Annotated in this window: 24 protein-coding genes and 1 pseudogene; 10 read left to right on the top strand and 15 right to left on the bottom strand. The window is 57.8% G+C overall.

Annotation, left to right across the window (positions count from 1 at the left end):
- Window positions 1–17: 17 nt before the first annotated feature.
- On the bottom strand, window positions 18–1,067 hold the full coding sequence (locus B0B52_RS17075) for an Ldh family oxidoreductase (protein WP_077594873.1): 1,050 nt from the start codon (window positions 1,065–1,067) through the stop codon (window positions 18–20).
- A gap of 363 nt (window positions 1,068–1,430) precedes the next feature.
- Entirely contained in the window at window positions 1,431–1,601 is a 171-nt protein-coding gene (locus B0B52_RS22510; RefSeq protein ID WP_168173576.1) for a hypothetical protein, read from the bottom strand.
- Window positions 1,602–1,943: 342 nt separating this feature from the next.
- Here B0B52_RS22510 and B0B52_RS17070 point away from each other — a divergent pair, with 342 nt between their 5' ends.
- The 4 genes from B0B52_RS17070 to B0B52_RS17055 all read left to right on the top strand — a co-directional run bounded on the left by B0B52_RS17070 (window position 1,944) and on the right by B0B52_RS17055 (window position 5,861).
- Window positions 1,944–2,540: a hypothetical protein gene (locus tag B0B52_RS17070; RefSeq protein WP_077594872.1), complete on the top strand. Its 597-nt coding sequence runs from the start codon at window positions 1,944–1,946 to the stop codon at window positions 2,538–2,540.
- Window positions 2,541–2,701: 161 nt separating this feature from the next.
- Complete coding sequence (locus B0B52_RS17065; protein WP_077594871.1) at window positions 2,702–3,859, top strand: class I SAM-dependent methyltransferase; 1,158 nt, start codon at window positions 2,702–2,704, stop codon at window positions 3,857–3,859.
- Between the two features lie 88 nt (window positions 3,860–3,947).
- Window positions 3,948–4,676, top strand: coding sequence for a glutathione S-transferase (locus B0B52_RS17060; RefSeq protein ID WP_077594870.1), 729 nt, complete (start codon window positions 3,948–3,950; stop codon window positions 4,674–4,676).
- A gap of 225 nt (window positions 4,677–4,901) precedes the next feature.
- Window positions 4,902–5,861, top strand: coding sequence for a PA2169 family four-helix-bundle protein (locus B0B52_RS17055; protein WP_077594869.1), 960 nt, complete (start codon window positions 4,902–4,904; stop codon window positions 5,859–5,861).
- Between the two features lie 72 nt (window positions 5,862–5,933).
- Here B0B52_RS17055 and B0B52_RS17050 read toward each other — a convergent pair whose 3' ends face one another.
- The 3 genes from B0B52_RS17050 to B0B52_RS22505 all read right to left on the bottom strand — a co-directional run bounded on the left by B0B52_RS17050 (window position 5,934) and on the right by B0B52_RS22505 (window position 7,015).
- Complete coding sequence (locus tag B0B52_RS17050; protein ID WP_077594868.1) at window positions 5,934–6,368, bottom strand: YXWGXW repeat-containing protein; 435 nt, start codon at window positions 6,366–6,368, stop codon at window positions 5,934–5,936.
- Between the two features lie 169 nt (window positions 6,369–6,537).
- A complete protein-coding gene (locus B0B52_RS17045; RefSeq protein ID WP_139351995.1) occupies window positions 6,538–6,876 on the bottom strand; it encodes a hypothetical protein in 339 nt (112 codons plus the stop codon).
- Window positions 6,866–7,015 (bottom strand): hypothetical protein, encoded by a 150-nt coding sequence (locus B0B52_RS22505; protein WP_168173575.1) that lies wholly within the window; start codon window positions 7,013–7,015, stop codon window positions 6,866–6,868. The genes B0B52_RS17045 and B0B52_RS22505 overlap by 11 nt, the downstream gene beginning before the upstream one ends.
- A gap of 287 nt (window positions 7,016–7,302) precedes the next feature.
- Here B0B52_RS22505 and B0B52_RS17035 point away from each other — a divergent pair, with 287 nt between their 5' ends.
- The gene (locus B0B52_RS17035) at window positions 7,303–7,761 is read left to right on the top strand and encodes a CHRD domain-containing protein (protein ID WP_139351994.1); all 459 of its coding nucleotides are present in this window, start codon (window positions 7,303–7,305) and stop codon (window positions 7,759–7,761) included.
- Window positions 7,762–7,956: 195 nt separating this feature from the next.
- Entirely contained in the window at window positions 7,957–8,250 is a 294-nt protein-coding gene (locus tag B0B52_RS17030; RefSeq protein WP_077594865.1) for a hypothetical protein, read from the top strand.
- Window positions 8,251–8,364: 114 nt separating this feature from the next.
- On the opposite strand, the gene B0B52_RS17025 is transcribed toward B0B52_RS17030, so the two are convergent.
- Window positions 8,365–9,240 carry a hypothetical protein gene (locus B0B52_RS17025; protein ID WP_254425745.1) on the bottom strand — a complete coding sequence of 292 codons (876 nt, stop codon included), beginning with the start codon at window positions 9,238–9,240 and terminating at the stop codon, window positions 8,365–8,367.
- Between the two features lie 257 nt (window positions 9,241–9,497).
- Between B0B52_RS17025 and gspG the strand changes: the two genes are divergently transcribed.
- Window positions 9,498–9,992, top strand: a complete 495-nt coding sequence (gene gspG / locus B0B52_RS17020; RefSeq protein WP_254425744.1) for a type II secretion system major pseudopilin GspG — start codon at window positions 9,498–9,500, stop codon at window positions 9,990–9,992.
- Between the two features lie 29 nt (window positions 9,993–10,021).
- On the opposite strand, the gene B0B52_RS17015 is transcribed toward gspG, so the two are convergent.
- From B0B52_RS17015 to B0B52_RS16975, 9 genes are all read right to left on the bottom strand, one after another.
- Window positions 10,022–10,549: a hypothetical protein gene (locus B0B52_RS17015; protein WP_077594862.1), complete on the bottom strand. Its 528-nt coding sequence runs from the start codon at window positions 10,547–10,549 to the stop codon at window positions 10,022–10,024.
- The gene (locus B0B52_RS17010; protein WP_139351993.1) at window positions 10,546–11,268 is read right to left on the bottom strand and encodes a hypothetical protein; all 723 of its coding nucleotides are present in this window, start codon (window positions 11,266–11,268) and stop codon (window positions 10,546–10,548) included. Before B0B52_RS17010 ends, B0B52_RS17015 begins: the two co-directional genes overlap by 4 nt.
- Window positions 11,249–12,880: a GspE/PulE family protein gene (locus tag B0B52_RS17005; RefSeq protein ID WP_077594860.1), complete on the bottom strand. Its 1,632-nt coding sequence runs from the start codon at window positions 12,878–12,880 to the stop codon at window positions 11,249–11,251. Before B0B52_RS17005 ends, B0B52_RS17010 begins: the two co-directional genes overlap by 20 nt.
- A gap of 16 nt (window positions 12,881–12,896) precedes the next feature.
- The gene (locus B0B52_RS17000; RefSeq protein WP_077594859.1) at window positions 12,897–14,090 is read right to left on the bottom strand and encodes a type II secretion system F family protein; all 1,194 of its coding nucleotides are present in this window, start codon (window positions 14,088–14,090) and stop codon (window positions 12,897–12,899) included.
- Window positions 14,091–14,092: 2 nt separating this feature from the next.
- A complete protein-coding gene (locus B0B52_RS16995) occupies window positions 14,093–14,527 on the bottom strand; it encodes a type II secretion system protein (RefSeq protein WP_139351992.1) in 435 nt (144 codons plus the stop codon).
- Between the two features lie 67 nt (window positions 14,528–14,594).
- Window positions 14,595–15,032: a type II secretion system protein gene (locus B0B52_RS16990; RefSeq protein WP_077594857.1), complete on the bottom strand. Its 438-nt coding sequence runs from the start codon at window positions 15,030–15,032 to the stop codon at window positions 14,595–14,597.
- On the bottom strand, window positions 15,007–15,507 hold the full coding sequence (locus B0B52_RS16985; RefSeq protein ID WP_077594856.1) for a type II secretion system protein: 501 nt from the start codon (window positions 15,505–15,507) through the stop codon (window positions 15,007–15,009). Before B0B52_RS16985 ends, B0B52_RS16990 begins: the two co-directional genes overlap by 26 nt.
- Complete coding sequence (locus B0B52_RS16980; RefSeq protein WP_168173574.1) at window positions 15,504–17,690, bottom strand: secretin N-terminal domain-containing protein; 2,187 nt, start codon at window positions 17,688–17,690, stop codon at window positions 15,504–15,506. The genes B0B52_RS16985 and B0B52_RS16980 overlap by 4 nt, the downstream gene beginning before the upstream one ends.
- Before the next feature lie 618 nt (window positions 17,691–18,308).
- A complete protein-coding gene (locus B0B52_RS16975) occupies window positions 18,309–18,830 on the bottom strand; it encodes a GspMb/PilO family protein (protein WP_139351990.1) in 522 nt (173 codons plus the stop codon).
- 366 nt (window positions 18,831–19,196) lie between these two features.
- Here B0B52_RS16975 and B0B52_RS16970 point away from each other — a divergent pair, with 366 nt between their 5' ends.
- The 3 genes and pseudogenes from B0B52_RS16970 to B0B52_RS16960 form a co-directional block, all read left to right on the top strand.
- The gene (locus B0B52_RS16970; RefSeq protein WP_077594853.1) at window positions 19,197–21,992 is read left to right on the top strand and encodes an FG-GAP-like repeat-containing protein; all 2,796 of its coding nucleotides are present in this window, start codon (window positions 19,197–19,199) and stop codon (window positions 21,990–21,992) included.
- 43 nt (window positions 21,993–22,035) lie between these two features.
- On the top strand, window positions 22,036–24,783 hold the full coding sequence (locus B0B52_RS16965) for an FG-GAP-like repeat-containing protein (protein WP_077594852.1): 2,748 nt from the start codon (window positions 22,036–22,038) through the stop codon (window positions 24,781–24,783).
- A gap of 33 nt (window positions 24,784–24,816) precedes the next feature.
- A pseudogene (locus B0B52_RS16960) lies at window positions 24,817–25,417 on the top strand (RHS repeat protein); the annotation flags it as partial.

The following is a 25,417-nucleotide window of genomic DNA, read 5'->3' as shown; positions in this document are numbered from 1 at the left end:
CCGCAGGCAACCAATCATCAGCTGATGGCAGTGGGTTCCGACACGCCCAGCTTTGCTGCCCATGGCGCCAAGGCGGGCAGGATGGAGGGGTAAAGCGTGACGCCCTGGCGTGTTTGCTGGTCGGCCAGCGCCACGCCTTTTTCTCCAGGTGTCCGCACCGGTTTGCCGGGTTCTGCCGCCCGTGAAGCGCGGCAGGCGTCAGTCACATGGCCGGTCTGTCGCGTGAAGGCATCCAGACCCGCGAAGGCACGCGGATCGATGATCTGTAAAAACACCGTGGCGCCCCAGCCTTCCTTCGCGTCGGCGCGCCCATGGCCCGCAAGACCGCCAGTGAGGGCCTCAACCAACAGCGAGAGGCCGTAGCCTTTGTGGCCCGAATCCATGCCGCCCAGCGGCAGGATGGTGCCCTTGGGTTCCTTGAACAGCACCGCCGGGTCGTCACTCGCCACGCCGTGGCCATCCATCACCCAGGCGGCCGGCAGCCGCCGGCCTTCCTTGTGCAAGCGGTTGGTCAAGCCATTGGTAGTCGCAGAGGTGGAGACATCCATCAGCACCGGAACGCCATCCGTGGGTATGCCCGCGGCAATCGGGTTGGGCGTGAACACGGCGTCCAGCCCCCCGAAAGGCGCCACGCTGGCTGTGTTCGGATCCGAGCAAGTCAGCAGCATCAACAGCCCCTGGTCCGTGGCGCGTTTCAGGTAGGCGGCCAGACAGGCAATGTGGTGGCTGCGGCGTATGACCACCGTGCAAGTACCTTGCGCACGTGCGCGTTGCGTGGCCAGTTCCATGGCCTGGAGCACCAGCCAGGGCCCTGGCAATCTCTGGCCATCCCAGGTGACGGCCGCAGGATGGTCGGCGAGCACGGCGGGCTCACCGTGCTTGCGCATCGCGCCGGATTCAAGTTCAGTGAGATAGCCCGGCAGCAAGGCCAAGCCATGGGTGGTGTGCCCCATGAGATCGCCCTGAACAAGAATGTCGGCAACCGAGCGGGACTTGTCCGCGTCAAGACCACAGGCGTCAAGAAGGGCACGAGCGTAATCGACCAGATCGGTAGGGCGGTAAGGCATGCGGAGTGTCTCCATCTGCTATTAATACTGTAGCTGCTCACGCCCGTCAGATAAGGGCCAGATGCCAATATGGCTTGCGACTTTGGTGAAAAGGCTCTGGAGCGGCCTATTTGCCTTTGATTCTACGGACAGGTGCCAGAAAACCTGCACGAAAAAAAACCAGATAGTTCTTCACTGCTTCGGCGCGCCGCGGCACAAGTGCGGGACGCCGCCTGCCTCAACAGTTCTCACGTTCGCCAGCCATGAAAAAAAGAGCCCGCTTGAGGCGGGCTTGAAAGGGGGGAACTGTGATGCGTGCTTTTTCTGGCAGTGTGCGTTGTGATGAGCGAAGACGAAATGCGCGGAGCGTACCTCTTGTGATTTTCAGGAAGGGTCTTTGCTGCGTGTTCGGCTCACAGCACTGAAGATTCCGATGCCCAGGATGATCAGTGCTCCGATGCCGATGTAGACCTGCGGAACGCCGAGAACAAATGCGCCCCATACGAGACCGCCGAGGAAGATCACGAAGCCGACCATATAAAGCGCAAAAGACATATTCTTTCTCCAGAAAGTAGAACTCTCAGTATCCACAGCACTGTCTAAGTCTCTATCGGGCGGTGTCTTTGAAGGCTGTCGGAGAACACCGACGGGCATCTTTAACAGACAGTCAGCGAAAAGTTCTATTTGTGACTTTGTAGCTGGGGTCTTTGGCACTCATTCATGGAATTTGTCACAGCAGCACTACCTCAGACTACCGTGTATCAGAAGATGACAAGCTGTAACGAAACGCATACTATATTTGTAGTGAACCGCAGAACTGAAGAACCGGGCCAAGCAACAAAATTCGCAGGAAATTGACATCAGGGTGGACCACGTCATTCAACATCTATTTGCGCCATGTCATTCTTTCAAAACCTCTTTTCTTCTTCGAATACCCTGAAAGATACGGGCTCGGGTGAAACCGGGCCCGTCAAGATGAGCCTGGACGAACGCATGGCGTTTCGACGAGAAATGCTGTTTGATTCTGTGAAGGCCACCATGGAAAGCAAGGGCATTCTCAGCGGCAGTTATAAATTCAAGGTGGTGCGTGCCGACAAGCGCGGCCACAGTTTTGTTGTCATGGTGGATCTTTCCACCGACTTCATGGACAGCGAGCAGGGGCGGCAGCGCTCCCTGGCGGCACTCGGTGCCGTCATCGGGAAAAATGCCCTGGCCCGTTACGGCTTGGGGGTGTCATCGGTCTACTGGCGCGTTAACGAGGAGCTCCGGGGCTTCGATCCTCAACGCGCAGAGGCCGCGGTCGGACAGGACAGCGGCACACTTTCCCCCGAAGAAAAACGGGCATCCAACGTACGCCGCTATGAGCGTGCAACCGCGGAGGAACTGGCTGCATTCGAGTCCGCGTGGCAAAACAGCAGCGAGATGACCATTGGTGACCGCACCTACTCTTCCGACCTCGCCCCTCTGGGTGGGTCCGAAAAAGACAGTCGCTGACAACCGCTCAATGAGCCGGCCTCTTTGAAGCGGGGCAGGATAATGCAGGTCTCTTCACTGACCGGCTTACCCGATGCTCGTTTTTTTCCTGCGCTTGCTTTTCCCAGACGCGACCAAGCTCTACCTTCAACGAAAGCAGCGGCGTGGGTGAGCCACTGCAGATGCACTGGGTCGAAGCCGGCGAGGCCCGCTCCGCCCGTTGGCGCTCTGAAAGCGGAGCGGCACCGCCCAAACGTGTTCAGCTCGCCGACGACACTCTGACCGCCGATGCGGCATTCCGGCTTGCCAGCGAAGGCACGGCCATCTTGTGGCGAGGTGATTTCCAGAATGCGCGGCAGCTCCTGCAGGCACTGGCAAGGCGCATCGACAAACCCAAAAAGGGAAAAAAACCCAAGCCTGATGCACCGGCGATTTCGCCGATCGATGCTTTCAATCTGCATCGCCAGGCTCAATCGCAGCGTGCCCGCACGCTGGGCATGCTGGTACTGGAGTTTGACGGCGAACACCACAGCAGCTTGCGCCGGGCGCCTGATGTCGCAGAGGCGTGCCGCGAAGCCTATGGCCCCGGCGACAAAGCCCAAGGCAGTTATGTCGTGTCGCTCCGTGAAATTCAGGGATTGATCGGTGCGCACGAATGGCGAAAAAAAGGTGTCGAAATAGCCGCCTTGGGTGGTGAACGCATTCACCCTCACTACGGGGTGTTCGCTCCAGTGCGGGGCGAGTACCTGGCGCTGGTGGCCGAAGCGCCTCTGCCGCCGGCCTTGAAAGCCGAAAGTCTGGCATTTGACATTGGAACAGGAACGGGCGTGCTTGCAGCCATCCTGGCGCGCCGGGGCGTGCAGCAAATTGTTGCGACCGACCAGGATCCGCGCGCGCTCGTGTGCGCGCAGGAAAATCTGGTGCGGTTGGGGCTGACGGATCGGGTGGCGCTGCAGGCGGCGGACTTGTTTCCGCCAGGTCGTGCGCCGTTGATCGTCTGTAATCCGCCCTGGGTACCCGCACGGCCAAGTTCGCCGGTCGAGCACGCGGTGTATGACCCCGACAGCCGGATGTTGCGTGGTTTTCTGCAGGGAGTGGGCGACCATCTCGCGCCCGGTGGAGAGGCTTGGCTCATCCTGTCGGATCTGGCCGAACACCTGGGTCTACGTTCGCGCAGCGAATTGCTTGCCTGGATAGATGCTGCGGGCTTGCAGGTGGTGTCCCGCATGGATACCCGGCCGCAACATCCCAAGGCAGGTGATGCCAGCGACCCGCTGCATGCCGCCCGCGCAGCTGAAAACACGTCGCTCTGGCGCCTGGCTGCCAGGGCATCCACGTGATTTTGCTATCAAATAAGTAGCTGTTCGCGCCCGAAGAACAATGGCCAGAAGGCAGTTTGATACTCAAAAACTGGCAAGGAGAGACCTGATGGCTTACGAATTGCATTATTGGCCCACGATTCAGGGACGCGGGGAGTTTGTGCGGCTTGCGCTGGAAGCTGCTGGTGCCGACTACGTGGATGTGGCGCGCGGCCCCGAGCGCAAAGGGCAGGGCGCACCAGTCATGATGCGGTACCTTGAGAACCCGGAAATACAGACCCCGCCTTTTGCGCCGCCCTTCCTGGTAGATGGCCGGGTCATCATTGGCCAGACATCGGCCATCCTGCTGTACCTCGGCCCGCGCCTGGGCCTGGTGGGAAAGAGCGAAGCCAAGCGCTTGTGGACACACCAGTTGCAACTGACCATTGCGGACGTGGTCGCAGAAGCCCACGACACCCATCACCCGATTGCCACCGGCCTGTATTACGAGGATCAGAAAAAGGAAGCCGTGCAGCGGGCGAAGGCATTTCGCGCGCAGCGGATTCCAAAATTCCTCGCCTGGTTTGAAAGTGTCCTGGCGCGCAACCCGCAGGGCCCGGCCCATCTGGTTGGTGCTCGCTTGAGTTACGCCGATCTTTCCCTGTTCCAGCTTGTTGAGGGCCTTTTGTATGCCTTCCCCAAGGCGACGCGGCGTGCTCTCCGGCGGACGCCCCTCGTTGGCGATGTGCATGCCCGAGCGGCCCAGCATCGGCGCCTCGCGCAATACCTTGCCAGCGACAGGCGTATTCCTTTCAACGAAGACGGAATTTTCCGGCGTTACCCCGAGCTTGACGCGTGAAATGGCGCCACCGCGCGCTTGGTCATCCATAAAAAACTTCGTATCAATCCCACGGCGTGTTCTCCTACAGGCGGGTCTGTTCTCGCCTGACCGCAGGTTATTTTTTGTGGCGGGAGGATGGCTTCTCGAGCTGAAAAATAACCGCAGTGCAGTCTGGTTTTTAAGCCATCTGCCAGAGGTAATTTTCAGTTTCCGATGCCCCATCAAACACTTAAGGAGCACACCATGGCACTCGACGACTACAAAACTGACAAGAATCTCAACCTTGATCCGATTACGGATGCGCCTGGCTCTCATCCCGTTGGCACCGGTTTAGGCGCAGCTGCCGGTGGTGCAGCTGCGGGTGCCGCCGCGGGCGCTTTTGGCGGCCCGGCGGGCGCGGTGGCTGGCGCAGTTATTGGCGCGGTGGCCGGCGGTCTGGGCGGCAGGACTGTGGCTGAAGCCATCAATCCGACGGCTGAAGAAGCTTACTGGCGCGAGCAATACATCAAAGAGCCGTATTACCAGACAGGCCTGAGTTATGACGACTACGCCCCCGCCTACCGGCTGGGTCTCTACGGGCGCAGCAATTACACGGGCACTTTTGACGACGCCGAGACCGACCTGTCAGTCCATTGGGACAGCAAAAAGGAACGCTCGACCCTGAGCTGGCCGGAGGCCGAGGCCGCCAGCCGGGCTGCGTGGATGCGAGCGGACGATCAACTGAGCTCACGCACCATCTCCGGACAGGTGGCAGACAACGACGACGTGATCGACACCCTGAATCAACTGCTGGAGTCCTGCCGCGACGGCGAGTACGGTTTTGCGGAATGTGCGGAGCATGTGAAAGCACAGGACATCAAAACCCTGCTGATGCGCCATGCCGACGAATGCCGCGGGGCAGCCGCAGAACTAATTTCGCAGATTCGCCAGCTGGGCGGCGAGGTCGAAGAGGGCGGTACCGTGGCAGGCGCCATGCACCGTGGCTGGGTGTCGGTGCGCCGGGTTCTCAGCGGCTACACGGACCTGACCATGCTCAAGGAGTGCGAACGTGGGGAGGATGCGGCGGTTGCACGCTATCGTTCAGCGCTGAAAGAAAACCTGCCCCCGTCGGTGCGAAGCCTGGTGGAGCGGCAAGCCCAGGGTGCACAGCGCAACCATGACCAGGTCAAGGCGTTGCGCGATGCGCTGGCTGCTTCTTCCTGACCAGCGCACATGGCGTGAAGCACAAAAAAAGCCGGCCCCGCCAGCTTTTTTTACGCCTGCACCAGCGAGGGTTCAGTCCTTGTGACCTTTTCCGTGACCCTTGCCGTGGCCATTACCGTGGCCGTTGTCGTGCTTGTCGTATTTTTCTTTTTTGAATTTTTTATCCTGGACCACCACGTAGTTGGCGTCACGGACCCAATAACCAGACTGGCGCTGATAGCCGTTGCCTCTCTGTTCCCAGTGGTCCGGCGCCCAACGGTAGCCATCGCGTTTCATGATGGGTCGACCCGCCACCCACACATGGCGTTCTCCCGTCCACGCCCAGTAGCCTGGCGCCCACGCCTGGGTAGGCGCCAGCACTGGCACAGCTTCGTATTGCGGCTGGGGCGGGGCAATATTGATGTTGATGCTGACCTGCGCAAGGGCAGGCATGGCGGCGCCAGCGCTCAGCACTACGGCAAGCAGCATTTTTTTGCCAGGCACGGGAAAGGGCAGATGGATGGACATGAAAAGCTCCTTGGTTGTTGAAGGCGGTGTGGACCGTGTGTCCGGGGGGGCTTACCGCATGCCGTGTAAAGAAGCATGAGGTACGAGAACGATCCTGCAAGATTTTGTTGGTGCTATCTATTTTGTAGCTTTTGGTGCCCACCAAATAAGGGCGAGCGGCGTATTTCGTCTAATCTTTTAACTTGCTACCGCAATCCACCTGCGCGCTGAGCGCGGTGGATTTTGCGGCGTAGCTGCTGTCGGTCACCTTGCAGTTAGAGGCCTTTTCAATGGCGCGCACCAAGCCCGCTGTGGTTTGCGAACTGCCGGAAGTCCCTGCCGGTCCACGGGCCGTCCAGGTGCTGGCGGTGATCTGTTCAACGCGGTAGGCCACGCCATCGAGCTCCAGGGTCCGAGGTGGCGATTCGGGTTGCTGCGCCGGCAGGCCGCAACCGCAAAGGATAAGGGCAAAGCCGGCCTGGGCGAGCCACGAGCATTGCACGGTAAAACGAGGAAAGTCAGATTTCAAGGGTATGCCTTTGCGGTACATAGATGCTGGCCTTGGGTTCGGGCACCATGCCTGGTTTGTCCGGCACCTTCGATTGCGGGCAACCCGCCAGAAATATCAGGCTGAGGAGGACGGGCAGGGCGGTCAACAAACGCTTCATGATGTGCTCCGTAAGCAGGACGACCAGCAAAGCAGCGGGCCGGGTGAGGCAGCTTTCAGAATATCGGGTGCGCGCGCATGCCACAGGTGGCGTGAACCGTCGGGGCGTGTCAGCACCGTGCTCGTCGGGCTGTGATGAGGGTCCTACAAGAAGTGCTTTGCGACCTTGGACAAAACTGGATGCTCTGGACAGGGCGGCTGTGCCGCCTCACAAGCCTGCGTCCTACGCCCTGCGCCACGGCATTCGCATTAAGATGACTGCCCCTCTTTCCCTTTCTGGAGACAAACATGATGACCATTGATCGCCGTACCCTGGGTGCCGTCGTTGCTGCTGCCGCTGTTGTGCTGATCACCGGCTGCGGCATGATGCCGTCGTCCAAGTCCAACCTGGTGGCATTCACCACGCAAATGCGCGGCGCAAACGAAGTGCCGCCGGCTGCCTCCAACGCCAACGGCCAGGTGGATGCCGTATTGAACAAAGACACCAATGTGCTGCGTTGGGAACTGACGTATTCCGGGCTGAGTGGCCCCGCGACGGCCGGCCATTTTCACGGTCCGGCCATGGTGGGGGCCAACGCGGGTGTTGCGCTGCCATTCAACAACCCGATCACCAGCCCCATGGCGGGCCAGGCCACACTGACAGCTGCGCAGGCCGCCGACCTGATGGCCGGCAAGTGGTACGCGAACATCCATACGGCCAAATTCCCCGGGGGCGAAATTCGCGGCCAGATGACCGTACGCCCTTGAATACGCGATAAAGTCAGAAAAAAAAAGCCGGGCCGGGTGTCCGGCTTTTTACTTTCCGGCCACTGGGTGTAGTGCGGCTCCTACAGCCAGCGGTCCATGGAGATGACGCCCCTTTATCCAGAGGTCGCTTAAGGTCTGATTGACCGCAATCATGCTGCCTGACAGCGCGCCCGGTCGTTATCAAAGGACTTCATCATGACAAACAGACTTTCCATTTCTTTTGTGTCCGCCTTGCTGCTTGCCAGCGCGTCCGCTGTGTTGTCTCAGCCGGTCGCCCTGGAGGAACGGCTGCTGGAGCGTGGCGCGGTTGAAGACAGCACCCCACAACAAAGATATCGCACAGCCATCAACGAAGCCGGCGGCGGCTACAAGCTTTATCTGGTGGAATGCGCCAGCATGCCGGCGGCAGAACGCACCGCCTGCAGGCGTGAGGCCAAGGCTGTTTATGACCGCGACATGGCTGCTGCCAGGCAGATTCTGCGGAAATAGCAGCAACAGGGCAGGGTGGTGCGCATTCGCACAAAAAGCCGCTGTCCGACAGCGGCTTTTTTGTGGTGGGCCGCGTTTGCGGTAGAGCGCGGACCGCAGCCCTTGCTGGCAGGACTATTCAGCTGCCTGCTGCCGCTGGTGTTCGCTGCGTTTCATTGTCAGGTACGCGGTACGTTCAATTTCGCGCAATTGGCGTGGGTAGCGTTCGGTGGCTTCAAACCAGTGTTGCAGGCGTTTTTCCAGCTGCTCGGCAGGAGGTGCGGCCAGTGAGGCGAGGTAGGCGTCAATCGCCAGGTAATAACGCATGGTGTTGCGCTCTACCGTGCCACGCATGCCGTCCACATATTTTTTCTCGCCGCCGCCCTCAACCTGGGTGAAGCCCAGTTTTCCGCTGCCAACGGTGGAGAGGTAGCCCTGCATGGCCATACGTCCTGCCATGCCGTAACCATAGGAATATTGCAGGTGCATGAAGGTTTTGCCGCCAGCAATGGGGGTCACCTGCAGGTTGATGCGGTAGTTGTTCGTGCCCAGCGGGCCTTTGTCGGCATTGAGTTGCACCGCCATGTAGTCGGGTGTGGCGCTTGCCAGCCTGAAGTCGAACGCCAGCGTGTAAGCATCCTTGATCTCCTGCCGGGTTTTCTTGCCAATGCTGACTTCAAGCACCGACGGGCTGGCGTCCCCTTGGGCGCGGCAGAACTTCGTGTTCAGGTGAAGCATCAGCACATCGCACCAGTTGCCCGGGTTTTTGAACGCTGTACTGACGGTGGTGAACGGGTAGTTGATCACCGCGTAGGCGTTGCCGTTGACTGAATTCGGCGATTCCGAAGATTCAATGACCAGCGGCCGCTGGAACTCGTTGCGTGCCAGCTGCGGGGCGAGGGCGTTGTACCGTGCCTGAAGCGTTGCGGCCGCCCCCGACTCCGCCGGCGCACTCAACGCGCTTGTGCAGACCAAGGCCGCCACAAGGCCTGCGGCAGTCCAAAGACCCATGGATTTCGTTCGTTTTTTGTGCATATTGACAGTTTGCGCGGCCCGTCAGGGGCTACGGGCTGTTTGCTACTCGGTCCTACATGGTTTGGGTGAGACAGGGAAATTAAAGGAGAAGGCTGACCGGGATGAGGCTTTATCTGGTCAGAAATGCAACCGGAAGTGTCAAGGGGCTTGCCCATGCTCCGATATTTCGAACGATACGGGGTTCCCGGTTCGCGATTAGTCGCCGTGACAGACCAGCGTAAACTCCACCGTCGTTGACCCTTAATGAGGCACTTGCAGAACTTATGTTTCGGAATCTACACATCAAGAAACGCCAATTCCGGGCGGATCAAGGTATTAAGCGCTTCTTCGATCATGGCTTCACCTTGCTGGAACTGCTCGTTGTCATGGTGATCATTGGCTTGCTGGCTGCTTATGTCGGGCCGCGTTACTTTGCTCAACTCGGAAAATCCGAACAGGGAAGTGCCAAAGCCCAGATCGAGGCCTTTGGCAAAGCGCTTGATTCCTATCGACTGGATACCGGGTACTACCCCACTTCAGAAAAAGGCTTGGCTGCCCTGGTAGTCAAGCCAAATAGCGAGCCTAAATGGCAAGGGCCTTACCTTCAAAAAGCCGTACCACTGGATCCTTGGGGGCGTGCCTACATCTATCGCTTTCCCGGGGCTGGGGGAGACTTTGATCTGCTTTCTTATGGGAAAGACGGACAACCCGGTGGAGAGGCTGACAACGCTGACGTTTCCTATCGCTAATCCGGCTCTTTGGTTTTAGCCGTCTATCGCTAAAGTTTGTCGAGCTGCACGCTCCAGATTCCGCGGTGGTTTAGCGCTGATCCGAACCCCATCGGGTTGCTGGTAGCGGTGCTTACGCTTTCCAGCTGCCAGGGGCGGTTGTCATAGCCTGTGTTGAGAAGGGCGGTGAGTGAAGCGGCTTTTCCCACCGAATCTATCTCAAACTCCAACCGCAACGCGCCGGAAGCTCCATCGAGACTTAAATTACGCAGTCGAGTACCAGGTTCTTTGAGGTTCTCAATGGTCGCAAATACCTTATTCAAGTCTTGCTGAAGAAGTTTCGCTGCTTGTTCTGCGCTGCCATGCCTGGGGTTAGGCAGACTTTCCTTTGGCGCGTTTAATTGGCTTAGTTTCTGCCTGACGCCCTCTATACGGCTTCCTGTTTCGCGGATGGCACGATCACTTTTTTGCCATTGCCAGACGGTCACGCCCGAAAGAAGCACTCCGGAAAGCAGGCACGCTATCCAGATCCAGCGCCAGCGCTTGTCCTGTATGAAATCTATCTGAATTGATTTCATGGTTTGTACCAGTGGCTGGACCAAGGTTTGGGGTACGCGGGTACAACGTTCCCCGGTTTGATGTCAAAACCGATTTTCATGACCTGGTCTTCAGTGAGGCCATGACTGACTTGCCAACGCCGTGTGTGCGTGCCTAATAAGGATGGATCAATCTGACCGGGCAAGGTTGATGCCGTGAAACGGTTCAGCTCGTCACTTGCCAGCAGGGTCACAGCATCCGGCTCCAATAGAACCAGACTCTTGATGCCCGGCTGACGAGCCGCCTGGCACTGCGTTGCCAACGCCCAAAGCGGTTGAATGGATACGATGGAGTAATGGGACTTGATTGCCCACAGGCGCAATTGTTCAAGAGTCGCAAGGGAGATGGCGGCAGCTACTCCAGGGAGAAAAGCGTCGATCCCGCATTCAACCTGATTTGTATCGGTGCTCAGGGTTTGGGCAACGGAAGCGAGTGCGATCTGGTGCCGTTCTTTCCATTGGGTTATCTCTTTGGGAGTCGAAACTCCAAGAGCCGGGCACAAGGCCCCGCTCAGGAAAACCCGGAGCTTGCCTTTCGCTATATCCCGGCCCGCCAGAGCAGTCAGGCTGGACAGGGTGGCATCCAGCGGCGACGTCGTGACAGGTATCTCCATCATGACGGGCGCGGCAGAGCCAACCTTGAGCATGGCAACGGACCGGCCGAGGTAAAGATCCACCGGTTCAGACCAAGCCAACCACACGGGTTACCTCCTCCAGCGTTGTGCTGCCTTGCGCCACCTGGTTCAGTGCTTGCATTAGCAGCCGGGTGTTTTCATCGCGGTAAATAATTTCTTTAAGTTCTGTCATCGAGGGTTTGCGAACGATCAGATCGCGCACTTTGTCTGTCAATTCATGGACCTCTGCCACCACAAAGCGTCCGCGGTAACCAGTCTGGCGGCAATGGTCACAGCCATGTGCTACCGGCAACTTAAGAGGTACAGGCAGGTTTAAAGAGATCAATTTTTTCTCTTCATTACTCGTAGGCTCCCGCCAGGTCCCACAATGCTTGCATAACCTGCGTAGCAAGCGCTGTACCACGACTCCGTTGAGAGCCGAAGCAAGCGCAAAGGGGTCAATGCCGAAGTGCTGAAAGCGGCCTAATACGTCAAACAGACTGTTGGCATGGACAGTGGTAAATACCAGATGCCCTGTAAGAGATGATTGGATGGCAATTTCGGCTGTTTCAGCGTCCCGAATTTCACCGACCAGGATTTTGTCCGGATCATGGCGCAAGATGGACCGGAGTCCCGTAGCGAAGGTCAGGCCTTTCTGCTCGTTCACCGGAATTTGCAATACACCCGGGAGTTCGTACTCCACCGGATCTTCAATGGTCACGATTTTTTCCAGGCCGTCATTGGCTTCTGAAAGGGCGGCGTAAACGGTGGTGGTTTTACCGCTGCCCGTCGGCCCTGTGATTAGCAACATGCCGTGCGGGCGTGTTGCCAATTCCCGAATAACGGCTGCCACATTGGCATCAAAACCCAAAACATCCAGCGACATGCTTTGCTCGCTATGGCGCAGCTGGGCTTTGTCCAGAAGGCGCAGCACCGCGTCTTCGCCAAAAATGCTGGGCATGATGGAAACACGCAGATCAATACTATCCCCACCGTCCCGCTGCCAATGGATTCGCCCGTCCTGTGGCCGGCGACGTTCGGTGATGTCGAGTTGCGCCAATACCTTGATGCGGGAAATTACTTCCTCTGCGCGGCCGTCGTCCAGCCGCTCACCGGGAGCCATCACGCCATCCAGTCGGTATTTGATCCCCACCCCGCGACGATCGGTTTCAAAGTGAATATCGCTGGCGCCCTCTTCGTAGGCTCGAACAATAGCTTGGTCCACAAACTGGACGACGGAGAAAGAATTATTGACGTTGCCTTTTGACAAGGCGAGGTTTGGCGTGGACGTTTTAGGTTTGAGGTTCTTCTGCAATGAGGCCAGTTGCCCCGGCCGCGCCAGTGCAAGCTGCATGTGGACTGGCGCAGGTCTTGCCTGTGCCGCCATGGCCTCAGCTGACCAGGGATCTTCACACAGCAGCAGCAATTCCTCGCCGAGCGTGATTTTCATAACGCCAGGCGAGTTGTTTGCTGGATCTCCTGCAGGATCTGCATTGACTTGCAGCCAGCGTTCATCGTCGATCAACGTAATCCCGTGCCCATCCTGCAGCAGGGTGGCCAAAGCTGATTCACTGATGCCCAAGGTTCTGATGAGCATCTGGCAAATACTTCCGTCCAGGGCAGGGGATTGGCGCAGTGCTACCAAGGCCATGTCGAGCTGGTGTTGCGTAGCCATGTTGGCCGATGCGGTCGTATTCATGGGCTCAAACTTTCAGTCAGCGCAAATTCGTAGCCATGTCAAAGACAGGCAGGTACATCATGACAACAATGGTGCCGACCATCAGGGCGACTGCCAGTAGCAGGAGTGGTTCAACGATGCGCGTAGCACGCTCAACAAACAGCTCAAACCGCTCCCCATGCAAGCGCGAAACCACATCGGCGGCCAGGTAGAAATCGCCGTTGCGTTCGGCGGCAGCCATCAGCCGGCGTCCAACTTCATCACACAGGTGGGCCTCTGAAAGTGCCTGCGAAACAAGGCCACCGCGCTCTATCTGGCCAAGCGCCTGTTCAAGTGACATTTTCAAGTGAAGAGAGAGCGCGGACTGGCTAGCAACAGCCATTGCTTCCGTCATGGGGTATCCGCCTTTAAGCAGCAACGCGAGGGCCTGGTACATCATGGCCAATTGAAAATCTTCCATGCGCTTGTGTATCCAGGGAATCGAACGCCCCAGCTGAGCAAAAAACTTTTTCGCATTGCCGCTGACAATCCAGAAAATCAGCGCAGCGCCGGTGAAAGCCATGCCACCCAAAGTGGCGTTCCGGTTTTTTCCGATGAATTGACTGATCTCGATGGTGAGCGCGGTGGTTCCGGTGGAGGCACCTCTCAAATTTTCATACATGCCTGCGAAATTGGGCATGACCACCAGCAACAGAAAGAGGGAAATTCCCAGGCCCAACGTTGTAACCAATGCAGGGTAGATAGATGCGCTGATGACTTTCGTTCTTAACTGCTCCACCAGATTGTTAAAGCGCAAATAGTCGTCAAGTGCTTCAATCAGATTACTGGTACGTTCACCTGCCCGCACGGCAGCAATCAAGACGGTTGGGGTGTTGGGCAGTTCGCTCAATGCATTGGACAGCGACTTGCCTTGCTGCAAACGTACCAGCAGCGCTGCCGACAGACTTTCACTGCGTCCCTCAAGACGTTCGCGCGCGGACAGTGTGTCTACCGCCTCAACAATGGTCATGCCGGCGTGGATCAACGTCCTTACTTCGCGGCAGAACAGCGGGAAGCGATTGCGTGCTACTGACCGCTTGAGCGGCCAGAGTGTTGAAACCTTGCGAATGCTGAGTACTGTTCGCCCTTGCGTCTGCAGTGAAGCGCGCAGGGCCGACTCGTCGTCTGACTCCAGCACTTGTTCGCTGACAGACAAATCGCCTAATTGCAAGCTCCGGACGCGGTACTGCATGTTTAACGCTTCGGCGGGGGTACTGTTGGCGGAGGCTGGTAGACAAATTGCCAGTCAGCATAGCGGCCCGCGGGGGGAAGAACCAAAGCGCCAAACTCCATTGCTGCAGTACGCAAGGGCCGTAGGTCACTCAGGCTGTGAAGACCGGCAATTCCACCGTCTGAAGAGGGCACGATGCCCCAGGCGGACGATCGAGCGACCGGATCTGAATAAACCTCTCTCAAATGGCGCTTGATGCCTACGAATCGTTTGTCGTCTGTAAGATCTTCCAGAGAGCGCGGCCATTTTTTTACGCTGCCGGGAGACGATTCATAGTAGCTGCCAATGGCTTGCACATAGGCCTGCCCTATACGCAACAACTCCTCTTCCCGATCGCGTTGCGCTTGTTGTGACACATAGGTCATGACGCCCTGCGTCGAAAGGGCGAGGATGAACATGGCAGCCAGCACAGCAAGCAGAGTGAAGCCCTGCTCCGCAGATGATGACGCCGACGAGGTGGGGGTGCTACCAAGCCGCATACTCGCTTCCATCTCTGGCACGCTGGGTAGCACCGCTTTTGACGTCGAACACGGCCTTGGAGGACTCCTTGGGTGAGACCAGGATCCACGAATCCGTTCTTTTCGTCATCGGGTCAAGCGGGATAGCGCGGATATAGCGCTGTGTGACCAGCTCATCCAGTGTTTCCGGATAGCGGGCTTTGTCACGGTAGAACTGATCGATGGCCGTACGCAGGCCCACCAGGTTTTGCCGCAGCACAGTCTCGCGGGCATCGTCCACGCGGTCAAGGTACCGGGGTGCTACAAGGCTTGCCAATACTGCAAGCACCGCCATAACCACCAGCAACTCAATCAGCGTAAAGCCGCCGGAAAAGGGGCGCGTCTGGATCACTCGCTGTAGCCTGCGGCGGACTGAATTTTTACCATTTGGCATAGGGCGACCCATCCAGTGCGATTCCGTCTGATGAGGAATGAACATCGTAAACATCAGCACCCGTCGCCGGTTTGTTTGGCGGTGAGGCGTAGCTACGCAGCCGCCACGTCTGCTCTGCCGGCAGGCGGGCATCGGCAAACGGGTCGCGGGGGATCTGACGCAGAAAATATTGCGTTTTCCCTTTTCCTTGTGGGCGTGCGTCAGGCGTGCCGTCCACCAGTGTCTTCAGATTGGCCGGATAGCCCGATTGCCCGGAGGTCACGACAATGGCGCCCTGGTCGGCGGCCCGCTTGTAGTCGTCGATGGCGCCCCGAAGTTCCCGCAAAGCCAGGCGAAGATCGCGCTCCCTTTGCGCGGTCAAAAGTGTCTCCCCGAGCGGCATGACGGCCGCCGCAAGTATTCCCAGGACAGCCATCACGACCAGCAGTTCAATGATCGTGAAGCCGCGGGCTTCAATCCTTGCAGCGGTTCTGGAAAGCGCAATCATTTCACGTCAAGACGCAGTGTGGGTAGTTCGCCAATGGCTGCTACACCATTCAGGGCAATGGGTTTAAGGCTGGTAATCACCAGATCAATCGGCCCCGGCGCTTTGGCCTTCAGCCGCAACTGCAACAAATTGCCTTGGCCTGTTGCCCCGCCTGTATCGTTGGTAAGAATTCCCGCGCTGATACGGCCCGTCGTCGCGTTAACTGCATGGGTGAAGCTGGTAGCTCCTCCTGACTGCCTGAAAAATGCCCCCTCAGTCACTTCCAATACTTCCAGAGACTTTGCCGGGAATCCTATTTCCAGTGGGGCACCCCGAAGTGGGGCATTCGACGCGAGACCCAAGGTAACGACAAACTCAGCGCCAGCCTTCAACTCGGAAGGCGCCTGCCAGCTAAGTTGAACGGGGCCGGCGGCCGCAGCTGCAGCCGCCGGCGGTGAAACCGCTTTGGTATTCGCTGATGCGGCAGGGGAGGCGAGTCCGGTGCTTGGGGTTGCCGCCGCGACGCTCGCGGAGGTCATCGGTACGCGTGTCGGCGTGGCGCGCAAACGCGTTGCCATTTCGCTACCAACCCACATCTCTGCCTGGGCAATGTCAGGCCGCGGTGCGTTCCGCAAAATGCGTGGCGTGATGGCCAAGACCAGCTCGGTACGCTGGAAGTCGTCTCTCTGGCTGGAAAACAGCCGTCCCAGGACCGGCAAGTCCCCCAGTCCTGGAACGCGATTGGCACTGGAGCGGTCTTCATTGCTGATCAGGCCCGCCAGTAACTGCGTTTCCCCATCGCGCAGGCGCAGGATGGTGTTGGCGTTGCGGGTACCAATTTGGTAAGCCAGCGAACCGCCAGCCGTACGTATTTCCTTTGCCAGGCTGCTGACTTCCAGTCCAAGCTTGATGGACACCTCATCGTCCGGCGAGACCGTAGGCTCAACTTCCAGCTTGATGCCCACATCCAGATAGCTGACGCTTTCTGACAAAAATCCGGTTGCAGTTGAATTGGAGGTGATCACCGGTACTTTGTCGCCAATCAGAATACGGGCCTTCTCCCGGCTTTTTGCGCGTATGCGGGGGTTGGCCAGAATATTGAAATCACCCACCTCGCGGCGCAGATTCACAAGCAAGCCCGCTACCCCCACTCCAATACGGTCGGAGTTCAGACTCTTCATGCTGCTCACCGTCAGACCGGTAGCGCCCGGTATGGGTAACGGAGTCAACGAAAAGCTGTTTGGAAAATTAATTCCCAGCTCGGTCAAGCGGGTTGTCTTGATTTCCAGAATTTCAACTTCCAGCATGACTTCGGCTTCGCCCACATCGTGCAGCGCTACCAGTCGTTCCGCGAGGGCAATGATCTCCGGAGTTTCCCGCAACGCGATCAGATTTGCACGTTCATCGACAAAAGGATCCTTGATGCGCAACATCCCACGCAGCAAGGCCGCCGTGGACTTGGCTTCTGCGTGCCCGAGGTGAAATACCCGAATGATCTGCTCTTGATGTTCACGCTGCTTTTCAGGTGTGTTGGGATAAAGCAGCACGGTTTTGGAGTCAACGATACGGCGCGACAATTGATGCGCTCCCGTGACCAGATCAATGGCGTCATCAACCCTCGCTGACCGCAGATACAAGGTAACGCGGCTGTCCTGTTTGACGTCACGGTCAAGAATAAAGTTGATACCGCTACCGCGAGTGATAGCTTCCAGCACGGTAGACAGCGGTGCATTGCGGAAGTCGAGCGTGATCACACGTTCCTCTGCAAGCCCGCGTCGCCCCGCAGGCTCGGACTCGAAACGAAGCTCGGCTTCCAGCCGGCGTTGCAATGCCAACAGCTCTTGTTGCCGGGGCACATCTCGAAGCCCGGACTCCACCGCGCGCAATGCTTGCTCTTTCTTCTTGCTGTTCATCAGCGTCAGCGCTTCGTCCAGGCTCTTTTCTGCCCGCCGTTGCATCACGACGTCATTCTGCAAAGCCAGGATGCGTTCGTTTCTGGGGTCCAGTGCCAGTGCACGCAGCAGCGTGTTGTCAGCATCGTCAAAACGCCCAACGGCACGCTGCTGAGTAGCTTGAGCCAAAAGGCGTGAAACGGCTTCGGTCTGGGCCGACACCAGCCCGGCTCTGAGCGTGGCGCTCTCGGGGTATTTGGTTACGCCTTCTTGCAGCCCCTGTATTGCAGTTTCATAGTCGCCTTCGCGCAATTTGGTACTTGCGTCGTCGCGGATGAGTTGCGCGCACCCACCCAGGAGGAAAAGCAGGGTCAGGCTGCTAAAGGCAGGCAGTGGCGAAAAAAAGGATTTCATCGGATTTCGTATCGGGGTGGCTCGGGCAAATCAAGACGTGCGGTGAAATTCAAGGGCTGGTAATGCAGTTCAACATTGCGCTCATGGATCGCGTGAACCCTGTAACCATTGGGCAAGGTTTGACCAGGCGACAAAGACATAGGTGTGTCGCCGAAGGCAACAAATATGACCTGGCTGCCATCAGGCGCCGTCATCCTGCCCGTGAACCTTAGATTCAGTGGCGGCGGTGACGGCGCGGGTGGTGGGGCCACCGGAACCGGCTTTTGGATGGCTACCAAGGATGGCGGCGGAGCCAGAGCAGCGAAGGGATCACGGCTCGCTGGCTCCAGGGCAGGGCGTTCCAGCTCTGCGGGCAGCGCAAGAACGGCGCGGGAAGCCGGTACTGCTTGCTGAAAAGACGCGCTGGCCCTGCTACCGCCGGGTACAGCCGCCGAAGAGGCCGGCTCCCGAGCGCCTATCCATGCGATCAATACAACTGCGCAAAGCACGCCATAGATCTGAACACGGCTAGCCACATCAGTCCTTCACAAAAAGAACAAAACTCACCAGGGCTTCCTGGCGAGTTGAGTCGTTGGATGCCCCGCGCATGGACAGTGCTTGAACCGCCAACGACGGATAGCGAGCCAGCAATTCCCCTAGCCAGAGTTTCAAGGCCTTGTAGTCAGCATTCGTGTTCAGATTAAATTGAAATTTTCGGAGTTCGCTGATGGAGGGCTCCGGAATGACGACGGACAACGAGGTAATCTGAACACCGAGGAGCTGGGCCTGGTGGCTCAGCTCACGCACAACCTCATCGGATCGCGAGGCCGGGGGAAGGCTCTGGGTAAAGTCCCCGGATTGCTTTTTTACGCTCGTGCGCTCCAGGGTCTGCAGTTGAATCTGCAAAGAACGCAGCTCGGTGTCACGCTCGCTGGCCAGGAATGAGGCTTTGTGCGCCAACCACCAACCAGCCGTGGCAATACCGGCCACTACCAGGCAGGCGGTCAGCATGTGATAGCGAAATGGCCATCGCTGGAACGGAATACGCAGGAGGAACATCAGATAAGCAGGGATAAATGGCCACGATGAAGACAGGTGAGATGGTCCGCCGCCGGCAAAAGCGTCTGAATTTTATGCCCAGAAATTGCGATTCTGCCGTTTGGGTGTGGTGCAAATGAATCAATTGACGCCAGTTAAGCCGCTTAGTCTTAGCGCTTAAGTTCTGGTCGAACGAGTCAGGCTGTCCCCGGCTCATGTCCTTGGATGCTGGGTCTTTAGTTCGCATTTTCTTTTTTTGAAACGAGCGTCTACTACAAATAGAGGAGATGAAAAGCGTTTTTTTTCTGACCCGCATGTTGAATTGCTGCCCGAGCTTGGTAGCATCGCGGCAATTTAATTTCAGAATAATCAAAAAAAAGGGCGGGCATGAGGCATTTCGACAGACAGGCGCTGTTTGGCGTGGTCCTGTGCATGACCGCCGGTCTCACACTGGCACAAACCACGGTTGCGGGCACCACACCCGGGCAGTTCTCCGTCAACGAATCAGGCGCAGCTACCTACGCCATTCCCATCCAGGTACCGCCCGGCGTGGCCGGCATGCAGCCTCAACTCTCGCTCGAGTACAACAGCCATGGTGGCAATGGACTACTGGGTATCGGCTGGAACCTTGGAGGGCTGTCTGCCATATCCCGGTGTCCCAAAACCATGGCCAGCGACGAGGTGCGTGGAAGCGTCAATCTCGACAACAACGACCGGTTCTGTCTGGATGGCCAAAGGCTGATTTTGGTGACTGGAAGCTATGGGGCAAATGGAAGCGAGTACCGAACCGAACGGGAGTCTTTCTCAAAGATTACGGCCATCGGGGGGGACAACGGTACTTCTGCAACCTACAGTGGCCCGCTGAGTTTTAGCGTTCAAACCAAAGCAGGATTGACACTGCACTTTGGCTCAAGCGTCGATTCAAGAATCGAGGCGCAAGGTAAAGCGGCTGTCTTGATTTGGGCGCTGCAAAAAATGACCGACGCCAAGGGCAACTATCTGACCTTTACTTATACAGAAGACAACACCAACGGTGACTTTTATCCACAGCGTATTGACTACACGGCAAATGCCACTACTGGCGTCACCGCTACCCATCAAATACGTTTCAACTATGAAGCGAGGCCGGATGTTCTGGTGCGTTACCGAAGCGGTTCCAAAAGCAGGAGTGCGCTCCGACTGACTTCAGTTCAGACCTACGTTGGGCCGCAGCTGGTTAAAAGTTACTCGTTGTCCTATGACAACCTGATTGCCGGAGGCGCAACGCGATCGACGGGCCTGCAGGAGTGTGAAGGCAGTGGGGCATGCTTTCCTCCAACCATTTTTGGCTGGCTGTCCGGCGTCAATGGGATGGATGCAGCAGTTATTCCAACCGACATCAATGGCAGCGGCTGGACCTCGAGCGCCTATCCCCGGCGATTTGCCGATGTCAACGGTGATGGAATACCAGATATCGTTTTGATTGACAAGGATGAAGCGGTACCTCATGTGTTTTTGGCCAAGGGAGACGGCTCATTTCTGACGCAACCGATTTCGACTGACGTCAACGGCAACGGATGGACCGAGTCAGCGTACCCCCGGTATCTGATGGACGTGAACGGTGATGGCCGGGCCGACCTGGTGATGGCCGCCAACAGCGAAGCACAGGTGTACGTGTTTCTGGGCCAAACCAACGGCTCCTTTGCACAACAACCTGTGTCCACAGACGTTGACGGAAGCGGCTGGACTTTCAGCGCTTATCCCCGTCGATTCGCCGATGTCAATGGTGATGGTCTTCCGGACTTCGTTCTGATTGACAAGGACGAAGCGGTGCCGCACGTGTTTCTTGGCAAAGGCGATGGATCGTTCCTGACCCAGCCGGTGTCAACCGACGTCAACGGCAATGGGTGGACCGAGTTAGCGTACCCCCGGTATCTGATGGACGTGAACGGTGATGGCCGGGCCGACCTGGTGATGGCCGCCAACAGCGAAGCACAGGTGTACGTGTTTCTGGGCCAAACCAACGGCTCCTTTGCACAACAACCTGTGTCCACAGACGTTGACGGAAGCGGCTGGACTTTCAGCGCTTATTCCCGTCGATTCGCCGATGTCAATGGTGATGGTCTTCCGGACTTCGTTCTGATTGACAAGGACGAAGCGGTGCCGCACGTGTTTCTTGGCAAAGGCGATGGATCGTTCCTGACCCAGCCGGTGTCAACCGACGTCAATGGCAATGGATGGACCGAGTTAGCTTATCGCCGCGATTTGGTAGACGTCAATGGCGATGGGCGAGCAGACCTTGTGATGACTTTGGCGAGCGAGGCGCAGACCTATGTGTTCTTGGGGCAGGCAGATGGTTCATTTTTACAGCAGGCGATTTCGACCGACATTAACGGCAATGGATGGACTTCGAGCGCCTACCCCCGGGAGTTCGCTGACGCCAATGGTGACGGTAAGGGCGACTTGATCCTTGTGACGGAAAGCGAAGCCATCATGCATGTGTCTCTTTCCACATTTCCGGCTCCTTTACTCCAGTCTGTGTCAAGAGGCTCCGACACCACTACAGCGATTGTGTACAAGCCGCTCACCGAAAACACGGTCTACACCAAAGACAGTGCAGGAAATGCGTCGGTGTACCCGAAGATTGATTTGCAGTACCCGCAATACGTAGTGAGCTCAGTAGCCACCAGCAACGGCCTGGGCGGCGTCAACACTGTTGAGTACAGCTACGGCGGGTTAAAGGCAGAGCAGGGCACAGGCCGAGGCTCCCTGGGCTTTCGCTGGATGAAATCAAAGAGCGTAGCCAACAACATCGAAAGCTACACCGAGTTCAACCAGACCTATCCTTTCACGGGGAATGTGACCAAGAACGAAACCCGCCTGGCCGGCTCAGGCAACGCCGGCCTGCTCAAACGCACCATTAACACCTATGCCCAAAGCCCAGGCTCCGCAGGAGCCAGCGTCTTTGTGTACCCCAGCCTGAGCGTGGAAGAAAGCTGGGACTTGAGCGGCACCCCCTACCCCAGCAGCACCACCAGCTACGTGTACGGCCAGAGCCCGCAATACGGCGACCCGACCCAGATCACAGTGAGCAACAGCGAAGGCTCAAGCAAGGCCACGGTCAATGAGTACTGGCCGGTTGACAGCAACAATTGGATATTGGGCCGGCTCAAGAAAGCCAGCGTTACCAGTGTGAAGCCGTAAAAAAACAAACGTAGAAGCATAAGTAAAGAGGGAGTGCGAGGAAATGCAAGGCAGATACAGCAACATACTGATGGGCGTGGCACTGAGCCTCAGCACAGCGCTGATGGCGGGACCAGTCTTGGCCCAGACCACCGTAGCAGGCACCACTCCCGGGCAGTTCAGCGTTAACGAGTCCGGCGCAGCGACTTACTCCATTCCCATTCAGGTGCCACCCGGCGTGGCCGGCATGCAACCCCGGCTCTCACTGGAATACAACAGCCAGGGTGGCAATGGTCTGCTGGGCATGGGTTGGAACCTGAGCGGGCTCTCAGTCATTACCCGCTGCCCCAGGACCATGGCCCAGGACGGCGTGCGCGGTGGCGTCAACTACGACATGAACGACCGTTACTGTCTGGACGGTCAGAGGCTGATCCTGATGTCCGGTACTTACGGCAGTGATGGCAGTGAATACCGTACCGAAAGGGATAGCTTCAGCCGCATCATCGCTTCAGGAACGGCTGGCAACGGTGTGGCCTCTTTCACGGTTCGAAGTAAGGCCGGGCTGACGATGGAGTACGGCAACACGATCGACTCAAGGATTGAAGCGCAGGACAAGCCGACTGTCAGAGTCTGGGCCATCAACAAGATCTCTGACGTCAAGACTAACTTCATGACCTTCGCTTATATCGAAGACAACGCCAATGGGGAGTACTACCCCGACCGGGTCGATTACACCGGCAATGCAACTGCCGGGCAGGCAACCGGCAACTATCTGCAATTCATCTCCGAAGAAAGGCCGGATGTCCGCAGGGGCTTTCTGGCTGGCAGTGTCTACAAGTCCCTCAAACGCCTAACTCGCATCAAGACCTATGGAAATGGCGGCACGGCCGTCAAGGACTATGTGCTTACCTATCAACAAAGCGCTTCGACGAGCCGCTCCCGGCTTGCGCAATTGACGGAGTGTGATGGACAGGTCGCCTCAGCGTGTTTGCCACCCACGAATTTGACCTGGACAGATACGACTGACGGCGAATTTTTTGGCGCTTGGAGCCACTCCTCTGCATTGAGCGGTGCCGACGACGCCTATAGCATCTTCGTCGTTGACGTCAATGGTGATGGCCTTGCCGATCTGGTTCAGACTTCGCGAACCAGCGCAGCGCTGTTTGTAAGCATCAATCCGGGCAACGGTTATTTTTCTTCATGGACCTATACGTCGGGTTTGACTGGGCCCGCCAATGACTACACGACGGACATGGTGGACGTGAATGGCGACGGTTTGCCGGACCTGGTGCACATGTCGCGCACCACCAACGCGTTGTTTGTAAGCATTAATCCGGGCAATGGCAATTTCCAGACCTGGAGTCATCAGTCGGGCCTGACAGGCGCGGCCAACAGCTATGCGACGCATTTTGTTGATGTGAATGGCGATGGCCTTACCGACCTGGTTCACATGTCGCGCACGACCAATGCGTTGCACGTGAGTATCAACCCGGGCAATGGCTATTTCTCTTCATGGAGTCATATGTCGGGCCTGACCGGTGCGGCTAACAGTTATGCGACGCATTTTGCTGATGTGAACGGCGACGGCTTGGCCGATATGGTTCATCTTTCTCGCACCACCAATGCGCTGTATGTGAGCTACAACCCTGGTAACGGCTATTTTTCGACATGGAACCACCAGTCCAGCCTGACCGGCGCTGCCGATGCTTACAACACCCATCTCGTCGATGTCGACGGCGACGGCCTCGCGGATCTGGTTCAGATGTCGCGCAGCCAAAGCGGCTTGTTTGTCAGCATCAATATCGGCAATGGTACGTTTTCGGCGTGGAGCCACTCTTCGAATCTGACTGGACCGGCCGACTCCTATGCGCACCATCTGGTTGATCTAAACGGTGACGGACTTGTAGATATGCTGTCGATATCGCGGGGTGACAATGCGTCGTGGGTCACCCTCAATCCGGGCAATGGTTATTTTTACCTGCCGCATACCTACTCGACCACCCTCACTGGCGCAGGCAGCGCATATACACATCATGTGGCTGACGTTACGGGCGACGGTTTGCCGGATATCGTGCAATTTTCGCGTATCGGAAACGCACTCTGGATAGGGCCCAACTTCAGGGTCAATCCGGACCTCATGGCGGTGGTGACATCTGGCCTGCAGACTGCGACAACCATCAGCTATGCACCCCTCACCGCTAGCGCGGTCTACACCAAAGACAGCGGCGCCAACGCCTCGGTCTACCCCAAGATCGACCTGCAGTACCCGCAATACGTCGTCAGCACCGTCAGCACCAGCAACGGCCTGGGCGGAGTCAACACCGTGCAATACAACTACGGCGGGTTAAAGGCAGAGCAGGGCACAGGCCGAGGCTCACTGGGCTTTCGCTGGATGAAATCCAAAAGCGTGGCCAACAACATAGAAAGCTACACCGAGTTCGACCAGACCTATCCCTTCACGGGGAGTGTGACCAAAAACGAAACCCGGCTGCCTGGTTCCGGCAACGCCGGCCTGCTCAAACGCACCATCAACACCTATGCCCAAAGCCCGGGCTCCGCAGGCGCCAGCGTCTTTGTGTACCCCAGCCAGAGCGTGGAAGAAAGCTGGGACTTGAGCGGCACCCCCTACCCCAGCAGCACCACCAGCTACGTGTACGGCCAGAGCCCGCAATACGGCGACCCGACCCAGATCACAGTGAGCAACAGCGAAGGCTCAAGCAAGGCCACGGCCAACGAGTACTGGCCAGCTGACAGCAACAACTGGATCTTGGGCCGGCTCAAGAAAGCCAGCGTTACCAGCGTCAAGCCGTAAAAGCACAAAAAGCATAAAGAGGGAGAACCCACCATGAACCCACAAACATCCGCAAACCAGTGCGCCATTTACACGGCTCCTCGCAAAATGCGCCTTCTGTCGGCGCTGCTGCCGGCGCTGCTATGTGCAACACTAGGCATCTGGAGCCCAGCGGCCCTGGCGGACACCAAAGTCAGAAGCAGCAGCTTCGAATACGACGCGCAGGGTTTGTTGATCAAAGAAGTGGTCGAGCCCGACAGCCCCAACGACTGCCTGCAGACCAGCCACAGCTACGACCAGTACGGCAACAAGAACAGCGTCAGCACCAGCGCCTGCGCCGGTGCCAGCGGCTACGCCATCTCCAGCGCCACCACGGCCCGCTCAGCCAGCAGCAGCTTCGGCGCCGATGGCCGCTTTCCTGTCAGCACCAGCAACGTGCTGGGCCAAAGCGAAAGCAAAACCTACGACGCGCGCTTCGGCGGCGTCACCAGCCTGACCGGCCCCAACGGCCTCACTACCCTGTGGGAGTACGACGGCTTCGGCAGGAAGACCAAAGAAACCCGCGCCGACGCAACGTATACCACCTGGGCCTACCAACTGTGCACCGACGCCGGCATGAGCTGCCCCGGCCCGATTGCAGGCGCAACGATTACCT

Source organism: Polaromonas sp. A23 (assembly GCF_002001015.1).
Taxonomy (GTDB): Bacteria; Pseudomonadota; Gammaproteobacteria; order Burkholderiales; family Burkholderiaceae_C; genus Polaromonas.
The sequence above is the reverse complement of the archived record's forward strand: the minus strand, read 5'-3'. Positions and strand labels throughout refer to the sequence as shown.

Coding starts and splice junctions, on each gene's coding strand:
- B0B52_RS16965 (WP_077594852.1), top strand. CDS start 22,036: ATGCAAGGCAGATACAGCAACATACTGATGGGCGTGGCACTGAGCCTC.
- B0B52_RS22505 (WP_168173575.1), bottom strand. CDS start 7,015: ATGAAGCGTTTGTTGACCGCCCTGCCCGTCCTCCTCAGCCTGATATTT.
- B0B52_RS17000 (WP_077594859.1), bottom strand. CDS start 14,090: ATGCAGTACCGCGTCCGGAGCTTGCAATTAGGCGATTTGTCTGTCAGC.
- B0B52_RS17030 (WP_077594865.1), top strand. CDS start 7,957: ATGACAAACAGACTTTCCATTTCTTTTGTGTCCGCCTTGCTGCTTGCC.
- B0B52_RS17005 (WP_077594860.1), bottom strand. CDS start 12,880: ATGAATACGACCGCATCGGCCAACATGGCTACGCAACACCAGCTCGAC.
- B0B52_RS17015 (WP_077594862.1), bottom strand. CDS start 10,549: ATGAAATCAATTCAGATAGATTTCATACAGGACAAGCGCTGGCGCTGG.
- B0B52_RS17065 (WP_077594871.1), top strand. CDS start 2,702: ATGCACTGGGTCGAAGCCGGCGAGGCCCGCTCCGCCCGTTGGCGCTCT.
- B0B52_RS22510 (WP_168173576.1), bottom strand. CDS start 1,601: ATGTCTTTTGCGCTTTATATGGTCGGCTTCGTGATCTTCCTCGGCGGT.
- B0B52_RS17055 (WP_077594869.1), top strand. CDS start 4,902: ATGGCACTCGACGACTACAAAACTGACAAGAATCTCAACCTTGATCCG.
- B0B52_RS17050 (WP_077594868.1), bottom strand. CDS start 6,368: ATGTCCATCCATCTGCCCTTTCCCGTGCCTGGCAAAAAAATGCTGCTT.
- B0B52_RS17035 (WP_139351994.1), top strand. CDS start 7,303: ATGATGACCATTGATCGCCGTACCCTGGGTGCCGTCGTTGCTGCTGCC.
- B0B52_RS17075 (WP_077594873.1), bottom strand. CDS start 1,067: ATGCCTTACCGCCCTACCGATCTGGTCGATTACGCTCGTGCCCTTCTT.
- B0B52_RS16970 (WP_077594853.1), top strand. CDS start 19,197: ATGAGGCATTTCGACAGACAGGCGCTGTTTGGCGTGGTCCTGTGCATG.
- B0B52_RS17025 (WP_254425745.1), bottom strand. CDS start 9,240: ATGGGTCTTTGGACTGCCGCAGGCCTTGTGGCGGCCTTGGTCTGCACA.
- B0B52_RS16985 (WP_077594856.1), bottom strand. CDS start 15,507: ATGATTGCGCTTTCCAGAACCGCTGCAAGGATTGAAGCCCGCGGCTTC.
- B0B52_RS16990 (WP_077594857.1), bottom strand. CDS start 15,032: ATGGGTCGCCCTATGCCAAATGGTAAAAATTCAGTCCGCCGCAGGCTA.
- B0B52_RS16975 (WP_139351990.1), bottom strand. CDS start 18,830: ATGTTCCTCCTGCGTATTCCGTTCCAGCGATGGCCATTTCGCTATCAC.
- B0B52_RS17070 (WP_077594872.1), top strand. CDS start 1,944: ATGTCATTCTTTCAAAACCTCTTTTCTTCTTCGAATACCCTGAAAGAT.
- B0B52_RS16995 (WP_139351992.1), bottom strand. CDS start 14,527: ATGTTCATCCTCGCCCTTTCGACGCAGGGCGTCATGACCTATGTGTCA.
- B0B52_RS17060 (WP_077594870.1), top strand. CDS start 3,948: ATGGCTTACGAATTGCATTATTGGCCCACGATTCAGGGACGCGGGGAG.